Source organism: Pseudonocardia abyssalis, assembly GCF_019263705.2.
In the GTDB taxonomy this organism is placed as follows: Bacteria; Actinomycetota; Actinomycetes; order Mycobacteriales; family Pseudonocardiaceae; genus Pseudonocardia; species Pseudonocardia abyssalis.
In genome coordinates this window covers 5102543-5117909 of the sequence record NZ_JADQDK010000001.1, presented here as the reverse complement: position 1 = coordinate 5117909, position 15367 = coordinate 5102543, and the positions used below count along the sequence as shown (strand labels likewise).

Below are 15367 nucleotides of genomic sequence, written 5' to 3'. Positions count from 1 at the left end.
AACCTCCGGTAGTACGTCCGTCCCGGTTGCAGCAAGGCCACCATGCTGCCGTGACGTGGCGGCATGGTGGCCTTACTGCAACGAGGGAACCGCCGCCAGCACCGTCGACGACCACCCGGGGTGCGCCGCCACCGCCGTCGCCAGGTCCCGCTGCGTCGTCACCGCGTCGGGGCCCACCGCGGTGGCCAGGGTCCCGCCCCGGGCCAGCGGCGTCAGCGACCACCACTCTCCCGTCGACGCCTCCGCCGGGTCCTCGCCCCACACCAGCACCTCGGTGGCGAGCACGCGCCGGCCGGCGAGGTGGGCGGGCGACGGGTCGAGGTCCTGGGTCTGCACCAGCAACGGCCCGCCCGGTCCGGTGACCCGCGTCGATCCCCGGTACCGGCCCGGCGCCTCCCCGTGCCGCCCGGCCACGAGGACGTCGCGGCACCGCAGGCGGGCGCCGTCACCGAGGACGGCGTCGAGGACGGTGAGGTGGTCGGCCCGGCGCGTCACCACCGTCGGCTCCGGCAGGTACCGCACCGACGCCCCGCCACCGATCTCCAGGCGCACCGCGAACCGGCTGCCCCCCGGCGCCGCGAGGGCGACGGCCGCGGCCACGCCCGTCAGCACGAGGTGCGCACCCGGCTCCACGACGACGTCGAGCTCGACGTCGTCGCCACCCAGCGGGGTCGCCGCGGACCCCACGAGGTGCACGGTCAGCGCGGGGTCCCGACCCGCCGCCGTGCCACGGCGGGGCAGCAGCGTCAGCGGGGCCTGCGAGCGCAGCTCCCGGACGGCCCCGCCCGCCGCGACGACCAGCCGCGCACGCGAGCGCACGTCAGACGACCGCCCCGCGCACGGCCGCCACCTGCGCGAGCACCCACTCCGCCACCTCGGTCGCCGCGGGGTCGCGCACCAGCGACTGCGTGACGACGGGCAGCGCACCGCGCACCCGCGCGGCGTCACCGGTCATCACCTCCATGTCGGCGCCGACGAGCGGCGCGAGGTCGACCTTGTTGATGACGAGCAGGTCGGCCGTCGTGACGCCGGGCCCACCCTTGCGCGGCACCTTGTCCCCGCCCGCGACGTCGACGACGAAGATCTGCCGGTCGACGAGGCCGCGGCTGAACACGGCGGTGAGGTTGTCGCCGCCGCTCTCCACGAGCACGAGATCGAGGTCGCCGAAGCGCTCCTCCAGCAGCTCGACGGCGTCGAGGTTGGCGGTGATGTCGTCGCGGATCGCGGTGTGCGGGCAGCAGCCGGTCTGCACCGCCTCGATCCGGTCGGGGGCGAGCACGCCGGCGCGACGGAGGAAGTCGGCGTCCTCGGTGGTGTAGATGTCGTTGGTGACGACGGCGAGGCGCAGCCGCCCGGCGAGCGTCCGGGCCAGAGCCGCGACCAGCGCGGTCTTCCCGCTGCCGACCGGGCCGCCGATGCCGATGCGGACCGACCGTCCGGCCTCGGCCGGCGCCGGGTGGGGGTCGGGTTCGACTGCCGTCGGGTCGAGCGAGTGCCCGTGACCGTGTCCGTGTGACTCAGCTGGCAAAGAGACGCACCTGCTCCCGATGGTGGTGGACGTGGGCCTGGGCCATGAGGTCGAGCGCGGGCGCCCCGGGCGACGGCAGGTCCGCGACGGGGCCCGCCGCCGCCCGCACGGCGGTGTCGACGACGTCGCGGAGCACCGCGGCGAGGCCGGTGACCACGGCGTTGACGGCGAACGGATCGAGCCCGAGCAGCCGGGTCGCCGCCGATGCCGGACCGCTGATCGCGAGGTAGCCGACGCACTGCGCGGCGTCGGCCGCCGAGCCGCCGTCGGCCCCGACCACCGCGCCGACGAGCAGCGCGTGGTGCGGGCGGGGGTCGACGGCGCACAGCGCGTCGAGAGCGGTCGACGGCCAGGCGAGACGCGCGGCACGCAGCGTGGCCCGACCCTGCGCGCGGGAGACCGTGCGCTGGGCGGGCGAGGGCGTGCGGGCATCGAGCTCGGCGTCGAGGAGGGCGAACCCCGTCCCCGCGACGGAGGCCGCCGCGAACGACGCGGCCACCAGGCCCGCCGTGCGCAGGCGGCCGTCGAGGAGCGCGGCGAGGTCGTCGACGCAGGTCACGAGCCCGCGGGCCACCGCCTCCTCCACCCCGCCGGAGTGCACGTGCCCCCCGCCGGGGAAGCGTGCGTCGGCCAGCGTGAGGGCCGCGAGGGTGGCCATCAGGCGGCCGCCCCGTGAACGTCACACGTGTGGGTGCGGAACCTTCCCGGCGGTCCGGGCGTCCTCTCTACGTGACCATCATCGACATGCCCCGGGGCGGCCTCGTGCGCGTCGCCGCCGTGTGGGTGGGCGCCACCCTGTTCGGGCTGCTGGTCGCGGCCACCACGACGATCGGCCCCACCGTGCTCAGCCTGAGCTACAACCACGGCGTGCACCTGGGCGACCTCGTGGCCTTCGCCGGCGCGTACCTGATGGCCGCCGCCGTCACGGTCTCCGAGTTCGAGCGGCATCAGAACAGGAAGTAGCGCTGGGCCATCGGCAGCTCACTCACCGGGGCGGGTTCCACGAGGTCACCGTCGATCCGCACGGCGAACGAGTCCGGGTCGACCGTGACGTCCGGCAGCGCGTCGTTGCCGACCATCTGCGCCTTGGTGACACGGCGGGTGTCGGCCACCGGGACGCACGGTGTGCGCAGCTCCAGGTGGTCGAGCCCGGCCTCCAGTGCGGCGACGGAGACGAAGTTGCGGCTGGTCAACGACGCCACCGCGGGCGAGGCCCCGAACATCGGACGCGCGAGCACCGGCTGCGGCGTGGGGATCGAGGCGTTCGCGTCGCCCATCGCGGCCCACGCGATGAACCCCCCCTTGAGCACGACGTGCGGGCGGACCCCGAAGAACTTCGGGTCCCACAGCACCAGGTCGGCGAGCTTCCCCACCTCGACCGAGCCGATCTCGTCCGCCATGCCGTGCGCGAGCGCCGGGTTGATCGTGTACTTCGCGACGTAGCGCCGCGCCCGCACGTTGTCGGCGGCCCCGTCCCCGGGCAGCGCGCCGCGGGCGGCCTTCATGACGTGCGCGGTCTGCCAGGTCCGGATGATCACCTCGCCGATCCGGCCCATCGCCTGGCTGTCCGAGCTCATCATCGAGATCGCGCCGAGGTCGTGCAGCACGTCCTCCGCGGCGATCGTCGTGGGCCGGATCCGGCTCTCCGCGAACGCCAGGTCCTCGGTGACCGACGGGTTGAGGTGGTGGCAGACCATCAACATGTCGAGGTGCTCGTCGATGGTGTTGACGGTGTGCGGCCGCGTCGGGTTCGTCGACGACGGGAGCACGTTGCCCTGCGAGACGACCTCGATGATGTCCGGCGCGTGCCCGCCGCCCGCGCCCTCGGTGTGGAACGCGTTGATCGAACGCCCCGCGATGGCCTCCAGCGTGGACGCGACGAAGCCCGCCTCGTTGAGCGTGTCGGTGTGGATCGCCACCTGCACGCCGGACGCGTCGGCGACCCGCAGGCAGGCGTCGATCACGGCGGGGGTGGTGCCCCAGTCCTCGTGCAGCTTGAACCCGCCCGCCCCGGCGCGGAGCTGCTCCCACAGCGCGTCGGCGCTGGTGGTGTTGCCCTTGCCCATCAGCAGCAGGTTGATCGGGAGGTGGTCCATCGCCTGGAGCATCCGACCGATCGCGCGCGGACCGGGCGTGATCGTGGTGGCCTTCGTGCCGTCGGCGGGGCCGGTGCCGCCGCCCGCGAGCGTCGTCAGGCCGCTGGCCAGCGCCGTGTCGACGAGCTGGGGGCAGATGAAGTGGACGTGGCAGTCGATGCCGCCCGCGGTGAGGATCCGGCCGTTGCCCGCGATGATCTCCGTCGACGGCCCGATCACCAGTTCCGGTGTGACACCGTCCATGACATCGGGGTTGCCGGCCTTGCCGATGCCGACGATGCGGCCGTCGGTGATGCCGACGTCGGCCTTGACGACACCCCAGTGGTCGAGGATCACCGCCCCGGTGATGACCAGGTCGGGGGCGCCCTGCGCGGACGTGCGCGCCGACTGGCCCATCGACTCGCGGATCACCTTGCCGCCGCCGAACAGCACCTCGTCGCCGGACCCGGCGCCGCGGCTGCGGTCCTCGGTGACCTCGATCAGCAGGTTGGTGTCGGCGAGGCGGATCCGGTCGCCGACGGTGGGGCCGAACAGATCGGCGTAGCGGCCGCGCTCGATCGAGGTCATGTCCGCTCCCCGCCTGCGCCCGGCGCGGCCATGCCCAGGGGTGCTGCGCTGAACGGTGCCCTCGCAAGCTCGGTCACGCTTCTCCGTAGGTCAGGGGGCCCGGGGTGTGGTCGCGCTCGTCGAGTGGTCCGGCGAACTCCACGCGCAGGCCGGGTACGGTGCGCGCCCCGGCCAAGGGCACGAGCACCACCTCGCGCTCGACGCCCGGCTCGAAGCGCACCGACGTGCCGGCGGGGATGTCGAGGTGCTGCCCCCACGCCGCCGCGCGGTCGAACTCCAGACCGGGGTTGACCGCGGCGAAGTGGAAGTGCGAGCCGACCTGGACGGGACGGTCGGCGGTGTTGGCGACGACCAGCGTCGTGCGTTCGCGGCCCGGGTTGAGCGGCACGTCGCCGGAGCCGGGGAGGATCTCGCCGGGGATGCTCGTAGGTTCCTTCACGAGATCGGGCTGTGGACGGTGACGAGCTTCGTCCCGTCCGGGAAGGTGGCCTCGACCTGCACCGAGTCGATCATCTCCGGGATCCCCTCCTGGACGTCGGTGCGGCCCAGCACGGACCGTCCGCTCGACATCAGCTCGCTGACGGTGCGCCCGTCGCGGGCGCCCTCCAGCACGTGGTCGGTGATCAGGGCGACGGCCTCGGGGTAGTTCAGGAGCACGCCGCGCTCCCGGCGCGCGCGGGCGACGCCGGCCGCCACGTGCACCAGGAGCTTGTCCTGCTCCTGCGGGCTCAGGTACATGGCGGCCATCCTCACCGTGCGGTGTTACTCCCGTGTGCCGGTGGTGTTACCCCCGTCCGCGCAGCGCGTCCCAGGTCGTGGCCCGGAGCCCGCGCGGCACCTTCGGGGCGGGGGCGTCGCGTCCGTCGCTGGTCAGAGCCTCGGGCAGCCAGGTCGCGGGCAGGGCGTCGCGGTCGAGGAGATCGTCGGACCAGGCGTGCAGCGGGCCGTCGAACGGGAGGAGCTTCCGGTAGGCCGGGCCGGACCAGCTCCAGGCGACGGGCCGCGCGGGCAGGCCCAGCCAGCTGCCGCCGGGCGCGAGGTACTCGTCGCGTTCACCGGTGACGTAGAGGGACCGGCCGGTCCAGGTGTGCCCGCGCTGCACCGACGCACTCGCCCAGAACGCCGCCGCCGCCCCGGCGACGCCGACGAACAGCGCGCGCAGCGCGACCGGGTCGACGTCGCGGTCCAGTGTCATCGCGTGCACCGCGACCCGCCCCCGCCCGCTGCCCGCGAGCGACCCCTCGAAGCAGGGGCGGGTGGCGCGGTAGAGCAGTGCGCCCCCCTCGCGCAGCGCGGCGTCGTGGGCGGCGACGAATCCGGCGTCGCCCTCCTCGTCGAACCGGTTCCGCGGCGGCTCGCTGTCGCCGAACCGTCGCGGCAGGGCGGCGGGCAGGTGGGCTCTGCAGAGATCGAGCCAGCGCTGCGCGAGATCGGCCGGGGCGTCGGCCCGGCGCGCGTACCAGCGCAGTTGGACGACGTCGACGAGCCGGTCGCCGCTCGACGTGGGGGTGTGCAGCATCCCCGCGGACCACAGCCCGGTGGCCGCGTCCTCCACGATCCCGGTGCCGACGGCCAGCGCGCGGGCGAACGCCTCCGCCCGCTCGACGCCCGCGGGTGCGCTGCCCTGCACCACGACCGACACGCTCCATCGGCACGCCGCGACGTCGAGCTCCGGCACGTCGGCGGGCTCGACCTGCGTCGGGACGTCACCGGTCTCGACCGGCTCGGGCCCGCCGACGTCGGCGACGTACTCCCCGTCGAGCCGCAGGATCGCGTCCCCGTCGATCACGAGACCGACGGACCGGGCCGCCGCCGCGACGTCGGGCCACTCGCGCAGGTAGACGCTCAGATCGCGGGACACGCCGCCATCCTGCCGTCGCCCAGCGCCACCTCGCGGCCGGCCCAACGGCGCCGCAGCCACCGGTCGTGGCTCGCGACGACGACCGCGCCCGGGCTCGTGCCGAGCGCCTCCTCCAGCTCGTCGCACAGCGCGGGGGACAGGTGGTTCGTCGGCTCGTCGAGCAGCAGGAGCTGGGGCGCCTCCACCACGAGGAGCGCCAGCTCGAGGCGCCGCCGCTGGCCCACCGACAGCACCCCGACGGGCCGGTCGACGTCGCGCGGATGGATCAGGCCGAGGTCGCGCAGAGGGACCGGACGCTCCCCGTAGTACTGCCGCGGCGTGCGGTCCGGGTCCGGCAGCTCGATGTCCTGAGCGAGCATCCCGATCCGCAGGCCGCGCCGCCGGTGCACCGTGCCCTCGGCCGGCAGCCGCCCGGCCAGCACGGCGAGCAGCGTCGACTTCCCGGAGCCGTTCGCCCCGGTCACGAGCACGCGGTCGGTCGCGCCGACGTCGAGCATGGGCAGTACGAGGCGGCCGGTGACCCGGACGTCCCGCAGCGCCGCGGCCGGCCCGGTGGCCGCCGCGCCGATGCCCCCGTCGAACCGCAGCGGCTCCGGTGGGCGACGCACCTGGTCGCGGTCGAGCTCGTCGAGGCGACGCCGGGCGTTGCGGACGCGGCGGGAGACCTGGCTCTGCACCCGCCCGCGCTTGAACCCGTAGAACAGCTTGGGCTCGTTGCCCCGCGGCCGTCCCGGCGCGACCTCGCGGGCCGTGACCGCGACCGAGACCCGGAGGTCGGCCAGCTCCTCCTGCTCCGCCGCGTACCGCTCGGCCCAGCGGTCACGGGCGGCGAGCCGCTCGGCGAGGTAGTCGCTGTAGCCGCCGCCGTACCGCGTCGGGCCGTCGACGGCGGGATCGAGGTCGACGACGTCGGTGCACACCGCGTCGAGGAACGCGCGGTCGTGGCTGGCCAGCACGACGACCCCGGGCAGCCCGCGCAGCGTCTCCTCCAGGAAGGCCGCCGCGGCGTCGTCGAGGTGGTTGGTGGGCTCGTCGAGCAGCAGCGCGTCGGGCCGCCGGACCAGCAGCGCGGCCAGTCCGACGCGGCTGCGTTGGCCACCGGAGAGCGAGTCCAGGGTGCGGTCGTGCGCGATCCCGGACAGGCCGAGGCCGCCGAGGGTCAGCTCGGCGCGGCGGTCGGCGTCCCAGGCGTCGTGGTCCTGGGCCCACTCCAGGCGCTCGGCGTACTCGTCGGCGCAGTCGGGGAGCAGGGCGGCGAGCTCGTCGATCGCGGCGACGGCGGCGCGCGCGTCGCGCAGCGCGTCGTCGAGGACGTCGGCGATCGTCGCGGAGCCCGGGTACGGCAGCTCCTGGTGGCCGAAGCCCAGGTCATCGGGCCGTTCGACGGTACCGGCGTCGGGCTGCTCGACGCCGGCGAGCAGGCGCAGCAGCGTCGACTTCCCGGCGCCGTTCTCCCCGATCAGGCCGATGCGGCGGCCGGGGGCGGCGGTGAGGGAGACGCCGTCGAGGACGGTCCGGTCGCCGTGGACACGGACGACGTCGTGGGCGAGGAGGGCTGAGGGCATGGGCACACCACCGGGAGTTCGGGTGACGGGCAGCCGCCGGGCAGGGCCACGGGCGGGTGCGGGGTGCGCTCAGATCCACATGAGGGGTCCGACTGTCCCCCGCCCGTCGCCGGTACGCAACCCGTTTACTGGGCCGATCGGGTGGCCCGGCACACGCGCGGGAACCGGTCGGTCACGCCCGGCGTTCCCCGCCCGTGCATCTCCTCGTGCGCTTCGTGCTCGCCCCGCTCGCCCGCCTGCTCTGGCGGCCCGTCGTCCACGGTGCGGAGCACCTGCCGAAGCGTGGGGCGCTGATCATCGCGTCCAACCACCGTGCCGCCGTCGACACCGCCGTCATCGCGCTCACCGCGCGCCGGCCCGTCGCGTTCCTCGGCAAGGCCGAGTACTTCCTCGGGCGGGGGATCAAGGGGCGCGCGCTCGCCCGGTTCCTCTCGGCGCTGGGGTACGTGCCGGTCGACCGCGGCTCGGCGAAGGCCGGGCTCGCCGCGCTGCACGCGGGCCGCTCCGTCCTCGACGCCGGTGGGGCGTTCGCGATCTACCCGGAGGGCACCCGTTCGCTCGACGGCCGGTTGCACCGCGGCCACACCGGCGTCGCCACGCTCGCCCTCGGCGCGGGCGCCCCCGTGGTGCCGGTCGCGCTGCTCGGCACCGAGCGCGTGCAGCCGGTGGGCAAGCGCCTCCCGCGGCTGCGCCGGGTCGTGATCCGCTACGGCGCCCCGCTCGACTTCTCCCGCTACGACGGCCTGGAGAGCTCCCCGGCGATCCGACGCGCGGTGACCGACCAGATCATGGACGCCATCGCGACGCTCTCGCAGCAGGAGTACGTCGACACCTACCACGAGCGGCCTGCGGCCTAGGCCCGGTCGATCGCGCCGAACAGGGCGTGCAGCCGGGCGCCGCGCCCGGGGTGGGCGTGGCGACCCAGGAGACACGGCCCGCCAGGTGCTCCCGGAACGCGGGGTGCCCGGCCCGGTTCTGCGTGTCGGGCCCGGTGCGGGCGCAGTCGTGCAGCAGCGCGCGCAGGGGTCGTACTCGGTGCGCGCGACGGCTCGACCGGCCACCGCCACCGCCCGGGGCGGCGGATCGTCCACGACGGCATGCCGGCAGCGAGGACGATCGGCCAGCAGCACCGCGATCTCCGCCCCGACGAACTCCCGGGACGCCTGCGGGGCCCGCCGCCGGCGCGCGGGCAACCGCGCTTCGCCGTCCCACCTCGTCCGGCCCCGCCCCAGCCGACGAGGGGCGTGAGGCGGTCGGTGCGGGCGTCGGGGGTCCGGTGGCCGTCCAGGGCCGCGGCGGTGACGGTGTGTGGATCAGGGGCCATCACGGGCCCTGCCACGCGCACGTTCCGGCACCCCGCGCATGTCCGGGCGTGCACGAACGACCGCTCGGTGCGCGGGCGGAGGGTGATGCAGCGGCCGCGGACGACCGGTGTTCCCGTCGGCCGCGCAGCGTGGGCATCCGTACCTGCCGTACCTGCCGCACCTGCGCGGGATGCCGGGCCGCGCGGAGGTGGTGCGCCGCGGGGTCGCCCCGGAGCCACGAGACCCGCCGCGGAGGCCGGGCACCGGCCGTCTCGACCGCGCGCCGCTGCATCGCCCCCGACGCTCACACCCCCCGACACCCGGCTCGCACACCGGTGCGCGAGCCCGGTCAGGGATGGGCCAGGAGCCAGTCCGACGTGTGGCGGTACCAGGTGCGGCGCTCCAGTGGGCGGGGGTGCGCGACGCCGTCGGACACCGCGGTGAACGGCCGCCCGCCCACCTGTACCGCCCGGCCCAGCGCCGAGCCGCGTCCCCGGCGAGCGGTGGGGTCCACCGGATGGGCGGCACCGGTGGGCAGCCGCGAGCCGCGCCCGGTCCGCACCGCGATCCCGTCCGGCATCGGGGCCACCACGAGGCGGGGCCCCCGTCCGCGCAGGACGAGGGCGTCGTCGCAGTAACACTCGCCGTCGAGGTCGCGGATCTCCCCGCGCCCGACGAGCACGCCGCCGGTGTCGTCGCGCACCAGCGGAACCGCCGACGCCGGGCCGTGCAGCGCCGTGTCGAGCGGACCGACGCCCCAGATCGCGGCCACCACCGACCGCCGCGAGGACGGGACGTAGCCGATCTCCACGTGCAGCCGCTCGGTGCGCAGCAGGCGGAGCAGCACCGCGGCGAGGTCAGCGTCGGTGCCGTGCACGACCACCCGCCGCGGGTCGTGCTCGGCCAGCACCGGGTCGATCTCCGCGCGACCGGGCCGGGCGGACAGCGCGACGGTGGGCACCCCGTCGAACGCGGGCGGGCGCCGACTACCGTAGAAGGGGAGCCTCCGCTCCCGGCCGGGGTCCGCGCAGGTCAGCACCAGTCGCTTCGAGTCGATCGTGTCCACCTGATCGGTTACCCTCCCGCCGCAACGTCTGCCCTAGGTCTGGAGTCTCACATGCCCGCGATCGTGCTGATCGGCGCCCAATGGGGCGACGAGGGCAAGGGCAAGGCCACCGACATCCTCGGCGACCAGGTCCAGTGGGTGGTGCGCTACCAGGGCGGCAACAACGCCGGCCACACGGTCGTGCTCCCCGACGGCCAGAACTTCGCGCTGCACCTGATCCCGTCCGGCATCCTCACGCCGGGCGTCAAGAACGTGATCGGCAACGGCGTGGTGGTCGACCCCGGCGTCCTGCTCACCGAACTGAAGGGCCTGGAGGACCGCGACGTCGACACCAGCGGCCTCCTGATCAGCGCCGATGCGCACTTGATCATGCCGTACCACGTGGAGATGGACAAGGTCACCGAGCGGTTCCTGGGCAAGGCCAAGATCGGCACGACCGGTCGCGGCATCGGCCCGGCGTACCAGGACAAGGTGTCGCGGGTCGGCGTGCGCGTGGCCGACGTGCTCGACGAGAAGATCCTGCACCAGAAGGTGGAGGCGGCCCTGCACCTGAAGAACCAGATTCTGGTGAAGGTCTACAACCGCCGCGCGCTCGACGTCGAGCAGGTCGTCGACACCGTCCTCGGGCACGCCCAGCAGTTCGCCTCCCGCATCGCCGACACCCGCCTGCTGCTCAACAAGGCTCTCGAGGCGGGCGACTCGATCCTGCTGGAGGGCTCGCAGGGCACCCTGCTCGACGTCGACCACGGCACCTACCCCTTCGTCACCAGCTCGAACCCCACGGCGGGCGGCGCGGCTGTGGGCTCCGGCATCGGGCCGAACAAGATCACGCGGGTGATCGGGATCCTCAAGGCGTACACCACACGCGTCGGCTCCGGCCCGTTCCCGACCGAGCTGCTCGACGCCATGGGCGAACACCTGCGCAAGACCGGCGGCGAGGTCGGCGTCACGACCGGGCGTCCGCGGCGCTGCGGCTGGTTCGACGCCGTGATCGGCCGCTACGCCGTGCGCGTCAACGGCATCACCGACTTCTTCCTCACCAAGCTCGACGTGCTGTCCGGCCTGGAGACGGTGCCGGTGTGCGTCGCCTACGAGGTCGACGGCAAGCGCGTCGAGGACATGCCGATGACGCAGACCGACGTGCACCACGCCGTGCCCGTCTACGAGGAGCTCCCCGGCTGGTTCGAGGACATCTCCGCCTGCCGCACCTTCGACGAGCTGCCCGCCAACGCCCGCGCGTACGTCGCCCGGATCGAGGAGCTCACGGGCGCCCCGGTCAGCGCGATCGGCGTCGGACCCGGGCGCGACGAGACGATCACCCGGGACGTCTGACACCTCGCACGGTCAGTTCACGCAGGCCCCGGTGTCGACCTCGGCGCCGAGCTGGGCCTGCGGGTTCACCGACGCCGCGACCTGCTCGTTGGTGAGCACGAACCCGGTCTCGCTGTCGTCGAGGGCCGCGCCGAACACCACTCCGATGACCTGGCCGTCGCGGTCGATCATCGGGCCGCCGGAGTTGCCGGAGCGGACCACCGCGCGGACCGTGTAGACGTTGCGCGAGACCGTGGCGTCGTCATAGATGTCGGGCCCGTTGAGCGTGATCTCCTGGCGCACCTTCGCCGCCGACGCCGTGAACGGGCCGTCGAGCGGGTAGCCGAGGATGATCGCGTCCTCGCCGACCTGCGCCGGGGCCGGGCGGAACGGCAGCGTGGGCGCGTCGAGGTCGGGGATGCGCAGCACCGCGATGTCGACGGCCGGGTCGTAGAGGACCACCTCGCCGCCCAGCTCGACGATGCGCCCCCGGCTGTTGACGACCTCGACGCCGATGTCGTCGGTGCCCGCGACGACGTGCGCGTTCGTCATGACCAGGCCGTCGCCGATGACGAAGCCGGTGCCCTCCAGCGCGCGCTGGCACGACGGGGCGCGGCCCCTCACCTTCAGCACACTGTCGGCGACGTCGCTGACGATCGGGCTGGAGGCGAGCGACGGGTCGGGCGGGCCGACCTCCTCGATCGGCGTGCGGTCGAACGAGTCGAGGATCCGCGGGAAGCCGGACGTGTCGAGGAGCTGGCGGAGCTCCTCGGGGAGCGCGCGGGCCCCGGCCGGCATCACCGAGTCGACGACGCGCAGCACCTCCGAGCTCCGGACGCCCGACGCGAGGCCGGGGAAGCTCGCCGAGGCCAGCGGCAGCGCCACCAGCCAGGCCGCGATGACGACCGTGAGCGCCTGCAGGACCGAGCCCAGCGTCGAATCGACGCGCAGGGTGTTCTCACCGGTGATCCGGTCGCGGATGCGGCGGCCGAAGAAGACACCGGTGGTCTCGCCGAGCGCCACGAGCAGCACGACGACCACGATGCTGACGATGATCCGCGTGCTGGTGGACTCGATGCCGGAGGCGAGCAGCGGCGCCAGGCGCACACCCAGGATCGCCCCGCCCAGCACCCCGACGAACGACAGCAGCGCCACGGCCATCCCGTGCCGCCACCCGGACACCCCCGCAACGAGGGCGAGCGCGATCACGATGAGGTCGACCCAGCTCACGACGGTCTCCTCATGCTTCTGCGCGGGCTCGCGACCACGCCTCGTCCAGATCCAACACCCGGGTCGGCTCCCAGGGCTGCGCCCACCCACCCAGATCCAACAGCGCGGACAATAGGCCCCCGGTGAAGCCCCACACGAGCAGGCCCGCGACCAGGAACGCCGGGCCCGTGTAGCCGCTCGGATGGCCCACCGAGACCCGGTTCGCCGGATCGACGAGCACCGACAGCGGCACCCGGACGACGGCCGCGGTCTCCCCGGCGTCGACGGCGCGCACCGCACTGGGCCGCTCCCACTGGGCGAGGACCGGCGTGACGACGAACCCCGAAGGCGGGATGAACAGCTCGGGGAGCAGGGCGAGCGGGACGACGCCGGCGGGGTCGAGCCCGGTCTCCTCCTCGGCCTCGCGCAGGGCCGTGGCGACGGCGTCGGCGTCGCCCGCGTCGGAGCCGCCGCCGGGGAAGGCGACCTGCCCCGCGTGGTCGCGCAGGGTGCTCGCGCGCTCGACCAGCAGCACGTCGGGCCCGTGCCCGGGGTCGTGGCCGACCAGGATCAGCACCGCTGCGCGACGGCCGCCCTCGGGCGGCGGGACGCGGTGGCGGCTCAGGGTGAACGCGTCGACGTCGCGGACGGCGGCGAGCAGCGGGCGCAGCGGCTCGGCGGCCCGCTCGGGGCGCAGCGCGCTCACGACAGCTCCGCGACCGCGGCCGCCACGGCGTCGGCGCTCGTGAAGGGCACCGGGGGGTCGACGCGGCCGACCGTGCCGTCGGGGAGCGCGAGGAAGGAGTACGGCAGCCCGGGCGGCACGTCGAGAGCGGTGCGCAGCGCGGAGCCCGTGTCGAGCGCCGACGGCAGCGCGACGCCGAGCTCGTCGAGCGTGCGCAGCGCGGCGCGCGGATCGTCGTCGACGTCGATCAGCAGCACCGGCACCGAGCCGGGACGCGCCGCGTACTCGGCGAGTGCGGGCAGCTCCTCGCGGCACGGGCCGCACCAGGAGGCCCAGAGGTTGAGCAGCACGGGCCCCTCCGCGGCGACCGCACCGAGATCGACGGCGCCCTCCGCGCCGAGGCACGCGACCGTGACACCGGCCAGTGGCCCGTCGGGGGCGGCCGCCGCGGACACCGGGCAGGGCGGGAGATCGGCGTCGGCGCGCAACGGGGCCAGCTCGGCGTCGGACACGGCGACGGCCTGCTGCGCGACCGGCGCGTCGGCCGTCGACGGGTCGGGGGCCGACCGCGGCCACAGCGCGAACACCGCCAGCGCGACGAGCAGCACGACCACCGCGGTGGAGACGACCTCCGCCCGCCCCGGCCCGACCCGGGCGCTCACCCGACGACCCGGCAGCGGCCCCGGGCGCACGTTCCGACGCCACGCGCACCGTCGAGGGTGCGCGCGAAGCGACGAGGTACGCGTGGCGGACCCGCCGACCGCGGCTCCCCGCCCCACGCGCACGTTCCGTCGCCACGCGCACCGTCGAGGATGCGCGCGGGGCGACGGGGTGCGCGCGGCGGGCCGGCGGGGTGACGGGGGGTGCGGCGCGGCGTCACGGCACGTCCCGCTCCGCCGCGGCCGGGGTGGCCGCGGCGGCATCGAGGCCGGCCGGGGAGTCGGCGGGGACCTCGAGGGGCGCGCCGTCGTCGTCCAGGCCGACGTGCGCGAGCAGGAACGGCCGCGACGGCCCCTTGACCAGCTTCGCGGCCTGCACCGGGTCGGTGGGTCCCTCCCCGTAGGCCGGGCAGTCGGCGGCCAACGAGCAGGCGCCGCAGGCGGGCTTGCGGGCGTGGCAGACGCGGCGGCCGTGGAAGATCACGCGGTGCGATGCCATCGTCCAGTCGCGCTTCGGGATCAGCTCGCCGACCGCGTGCTCGACCTTGACCGGGTCCTCCAGGTCCGTCCAGCCCCAGCGGCGCACCAGGCGTCCGAAGTGGGTGTCGACGGTGATCCCCGGGACGTCGAAGGCGTTGCCCAGGATGACGTTAGCGGTCTTGCGGCCGATCCCGGGCAGCCCGACCAGCTCGTCGAGCGTGTGCGGCAGCTCGCCGTCGTGCTTGTCCACGACCGCGGCGCCCAACCCGATCAGCGACGACGCCTTGTTCCGGAAGAACCCGGTGCTCCGGATCATCTCCTCCAGCTCGGACCGCTCGGCCTGCGCGTAGGCGAGCGCGGTGGGGTACCGGTCGAACAGGGCCGGGGTGACGAGGTTGACGCCCTTGTCGGTGCTCTGCGCGGACAGGATCGTGGCGACGGCCAGCTCCAGCGGCGTGCGGAAATCGAGCTCGCAGTGCGCGTCGACGTGGGTGTCGGTGAGTTCGCGCAGCATGCGGCCGACGCGGCGGGACCGCCCGAGGGACGGCTCACCGGCCGCCACGCGCTTCGCGAGAGCGGCCGCCTTGCGAGTCAGTGGGGAAGATCCGGTCACACCGTCGAGCCTACGGCGGCCCCCCGACGGTCCGTCGCCGGTCACCACAGGCGAACACCCGGACACGTTTGGGTATCACCGGTGCGGCACACCGACCCCGGTCCACCGTAACTCCGGACCGTGCGGGAGCATCTTCCTCGACATGACTGCCTGGCTTTCCGTCCTCGTACCGCTGCTGGTGATGTTCTTCGCGCTCGGCATGGAGCGCGTGGAGTCCAAGCTGCGGGAGTCCACCGTGCGCCCCGAGGAGCTCGAGGAGCTGCTCGAGCGCCCCCGTCCGGACGAGGTTCGCGCCCTGTTCCGTCAGGGCACGGGCCGCGCGCTGGAGCTGTTCCGGTTGCGCAACCGCGCGCCGCGCGGTCGCAAGCCGCAGAAGCGCGACAAGGCCGCCTGACCTCCTCCGGGGCTCCCGGTTCGGGTGGA

The 15367-nt window shown here is 74.7% G+C and carries 17 protein-coding genes; 4 read left to right on the top strand and 13 right to left on the bottom strand.

Annotated elements, in window-relative coordinates:
* Positions 1-72 precede the first annotated feature (72 nt).
* The 3 genes from I4I81_RS25105 to I4I81_RS25095 are packed head-to-tail and all read right to left on the bottom strand — an operon-like array spanning position 73 to position 2186.
* Positions 73-819: an urease accessory protein UreD gene (locus I4I81_RS25105; protein ID WP_218602964.1), complete on the bottom strand. Its 747-nt coding sequence runs from the start codon at positions 817-819 to the stop codon at positions 73-75.
* A gap of 1 nt (position 820) precedes the next feature.
* On the bottom strand, positions 821-1528 hold the full coding sequence (gene ureG / locus I4I81_RS25100) for an urease accessory protein UreG (protein ID WP_218602965.1): 708 nt from the start codon (positions 1526-1528) through the stop codon (positions 821-823).
* Entirely contained in the window at positions 1518-2186 is a 669-nt protein-coding gene (locus I4I81_RS25095; protein WP_218602966.1) for an urease accessory protein UreF, read from the bottom strand. The genes ureG and I4I81_RS25095 overlap by 11 nt, the downstream gene beginning before the upstream one ends.
* 71 nt (positions 2187-2257) lie before the next feature.
* Here I4I81_RS25095 and I4I81_RS25090 point away from each other — a divergent pair, with 71 nt between their 5' ends.
* Entirely contained in the window at positions 2258-2491 is a 234-nt protein-coding gene (locus tag I4I81_RS25090) for a hypothetical protein (RefSeq protein WP_218602967.1), read from the top strand.
* Here I4I81_RS25090 and I4I81_RS25085 read toward each other — a convergent pair.
* The 5 genes from I4I81_RS25085 to I4I81_RS25065 all read right to left on the bottom strand — a co-directional run bounded on the left by I4I81_RS25085 (position 2476) and on the right by I4I81_RS25065 (position 7617).
* Entirely contained in the window at positions 2476-4191 is a 1716-nt protein-coding gene (locus I4I81_RS25085) for an urease subunit alpha (RefSeq protein ID WP_218602968.1), read from the bottom strand. The genes I4I81_RS25090 and I4I81_RS25085 overlap by 16 nt on opposite strands.
* A 73-nt stretch (positions 4192-4264) precedes the next feature.
* Positions 4265-4630, bottom strand: a complete 366-nt coding sequence (locus tag I4I81_RS25080; protein ID WP_226363562.1) for an urease subunit beta — start codon at positions 4628-4630, stop codon at positions 4265-4267.
* Entirely contained in the window at positions 4627-4929 is a 303-nt protein-coding gene (locus I4I81_RS25075; RefSeq protein ID WP_218602976.1) for an urease subunit gamma, read from the bottom strand. The genes I4I81_RS25080 and I4I81_RS25075 overlap by 4 nt, the downstream gene beginning before the upstream one ends.
* 46 nt (positions 4930-4975) lie before the next feature.
* Positions 4976-6052, bottom strand: a complete 1077-nt coding sequence (locus tag I4I81_RS25070) for a hypothetical protein (protein WP_218602969.1) — start codon at positions 6050-6052, stop codon at positions 4976-4978.
* Positions 6037-7617 (bottom strand): ABC-F family ATP-binding cassette domain-containing protein, encoded by a 1581-nt coding sequence (locus I4I81_RS25065; RefSeq protein WP_218602970.1) that lies wholly within the window; start codon positions 7615-7617, stop codon positions 6037-6039. Before I4I81_RS25065 ends, I4I81_RS25070 begins: the two co-directional genes overlap by 16 nt.
* 194 nt (positions 7618-7811) lie before the next feature.
* Between I4I81_RS25065 and I4I81_RS25060 the strand changes: the two genes are divergently transcribed.
* Positions 7812-8474, top strand: coding sequence for a lysophospholipid acyltransferase family protein (locus I4I81_RS25060; protein WP_218602971.1), 663 nt, complete (start codon positions 7812-7814; stop codon positions 8472-8474).
* Positions 8475-9270: 796 nt separating this feature from the next.
* On the opposite strand, the gene I4I81_RS25050 is transcribed toward I4I81_RS25060, so the two are convergent.
* Positions 9271-9987, bottom strand: a complete 717-nt coding sequence (locus I4I81_RS25050) for a hypothetical protein (RefSeq protein ID WP_226363561.1) — start codon at positions 9985-9987, stop codon at positions 9271-9273.
* Positions 9988-10038: 51 nt separating this feature from the next.
* On the opposite strand from I4I81_RS25050, the gene I4I81_RS25045 reads away from it, so the two are divergent.
* A complete protein-coding gene (locus I4I81_RS25045) occupies positions 10039-11319 on the top strand; it encodes an adenylosuccinate synthase (protein ID WP_218602972.1) in 1281 nt (426 codons plus the stop codon).
* A 12-nt stretch (positions 11320-11331) separates the two neighbouring features.
* Here the strand turns inward: I4I81_RS25045 and I4I81_RS25040 are convergent, their stop codons facing one another.
* The 4 genes from I4I81_RS25040 to nth all read right to left on the bottom strand — a co-directional run bounded on the left by I4I81_RS25040 (position 11332) and on the right by nth (position 14845).
* Positions 11332-12528, bottom strand: a complete 1197-nt coding sequence (locus tag I4I81_RS25040) for a MarP family serine protease (RefSeq protein WP_218616375.1) — start codon at positions 12526-12528, stop codon at positions 11332-11334.
* 10 nt (positions 12529-12538) lie between these two features.
* The gene (locus I4I81_RS25035; protein WP_218606471.1) at positions 12539-13213 is read right to left on the bottom strand and encodes an NUDIX hydrolase; all 675 of its coding nucleotides are present in this window, start codon (positions 13211-13213) and stop codon (positions 12539-12541) included.
* Positions 13210-13854, bottom strand: coding sequence for a TlpA family protein disulfide reductase (locus I4I81_RS25030; RefSeq protein WP_226363560.1), 645 nt, complete (start codon positions 13852-13854; stop codon positions 13210-13212). Before I4I81_RS25030 ends, I4I81_RS25035 begins: the two co-directional genes overlap by 4 nt.
* A gap of 214 nt (positions 13855-14068) precedes the next feature.
* On the bottom strand, positions 14069-14845 hold the full coding sequence (gene nth, locus I4I81_RS25025) for an endonuclease III (RefSeq protein WP_218616623.1): 777 nt from the start codon (positions 14843-14845) through the stop codon (positions 14069-14071).
* A 241-nt stretch (positions 14846-15086) separates the two neighbouring features.
* Between nth and I4I81_RS25020 the strand changes: the two genes are divergently transcribed.
* Positions 15087-15338 (top strand): hypothetical protein, encoded by a 252-nt coding sequence (locus tag I4I81_RS25020; RefSeq protein ID WP_218605891.1) that lies wholly within the window; start codon positions 15087-15089, stop codon positions 15336-15338.
* Positions 15339-15367: the final 29 nt, after the last annotated feature.

Excerpts from the sequence above, each read along its gene's own strand:
- I4I81_RS25095 (WP_218602966.1), bottom strand. The coding sequence starts at position 2,186 with ATGGCCACCCTCGCGGCCCTCACGCTGGCCGACGCACGCTTCCCCGGC.
- I4I81_RS25085 (WP_218602968.1), bottom strand. The coding sequence starts at position 4,191 with ATGACCTCGATCGAGCGCGGCCGCTACGCCGATCTGTTCGGCCCCACC.
- I4I81_RS25075 (WP_218602976.1), bottom strand. The coding sequence starts at position 4,929 with ATGTACCTGAGCCCGCAGGAGCAGGACAAGCTCCTGGTGCACGTGGCG.
- I4I81_RS25065 (WP_218602970.1), bottom strand. The coding sequence starts at position 7,617 with ATGCCCTCAGCCCTCCTCGCCCACGACGTCGTCCGTGTCCACGGCGAC.
- I4I81_RS25045 (WP_218602972.1), top strand. The coding sequence starts at position 10,039 with ATGCCCGCGATCGTGCTGATCGGCGCCCAATGGGGCGACGAGGGCAAG.
- nth (WP_218616623.1), bottom strand. The coding sequence starts at position 14,845 with ATGCTGCGCGAACTCACCGACACCCACGTCGACGCGCACTGCGAGCTC.
- I4I81_RS25020 (WP_218605891.1), top strand. The coding sequence starts at position 15,087 with ATGACTGCCTGGCTTTCCGTCCTCGTACCGCTGCTGGTGATGTTCTTC.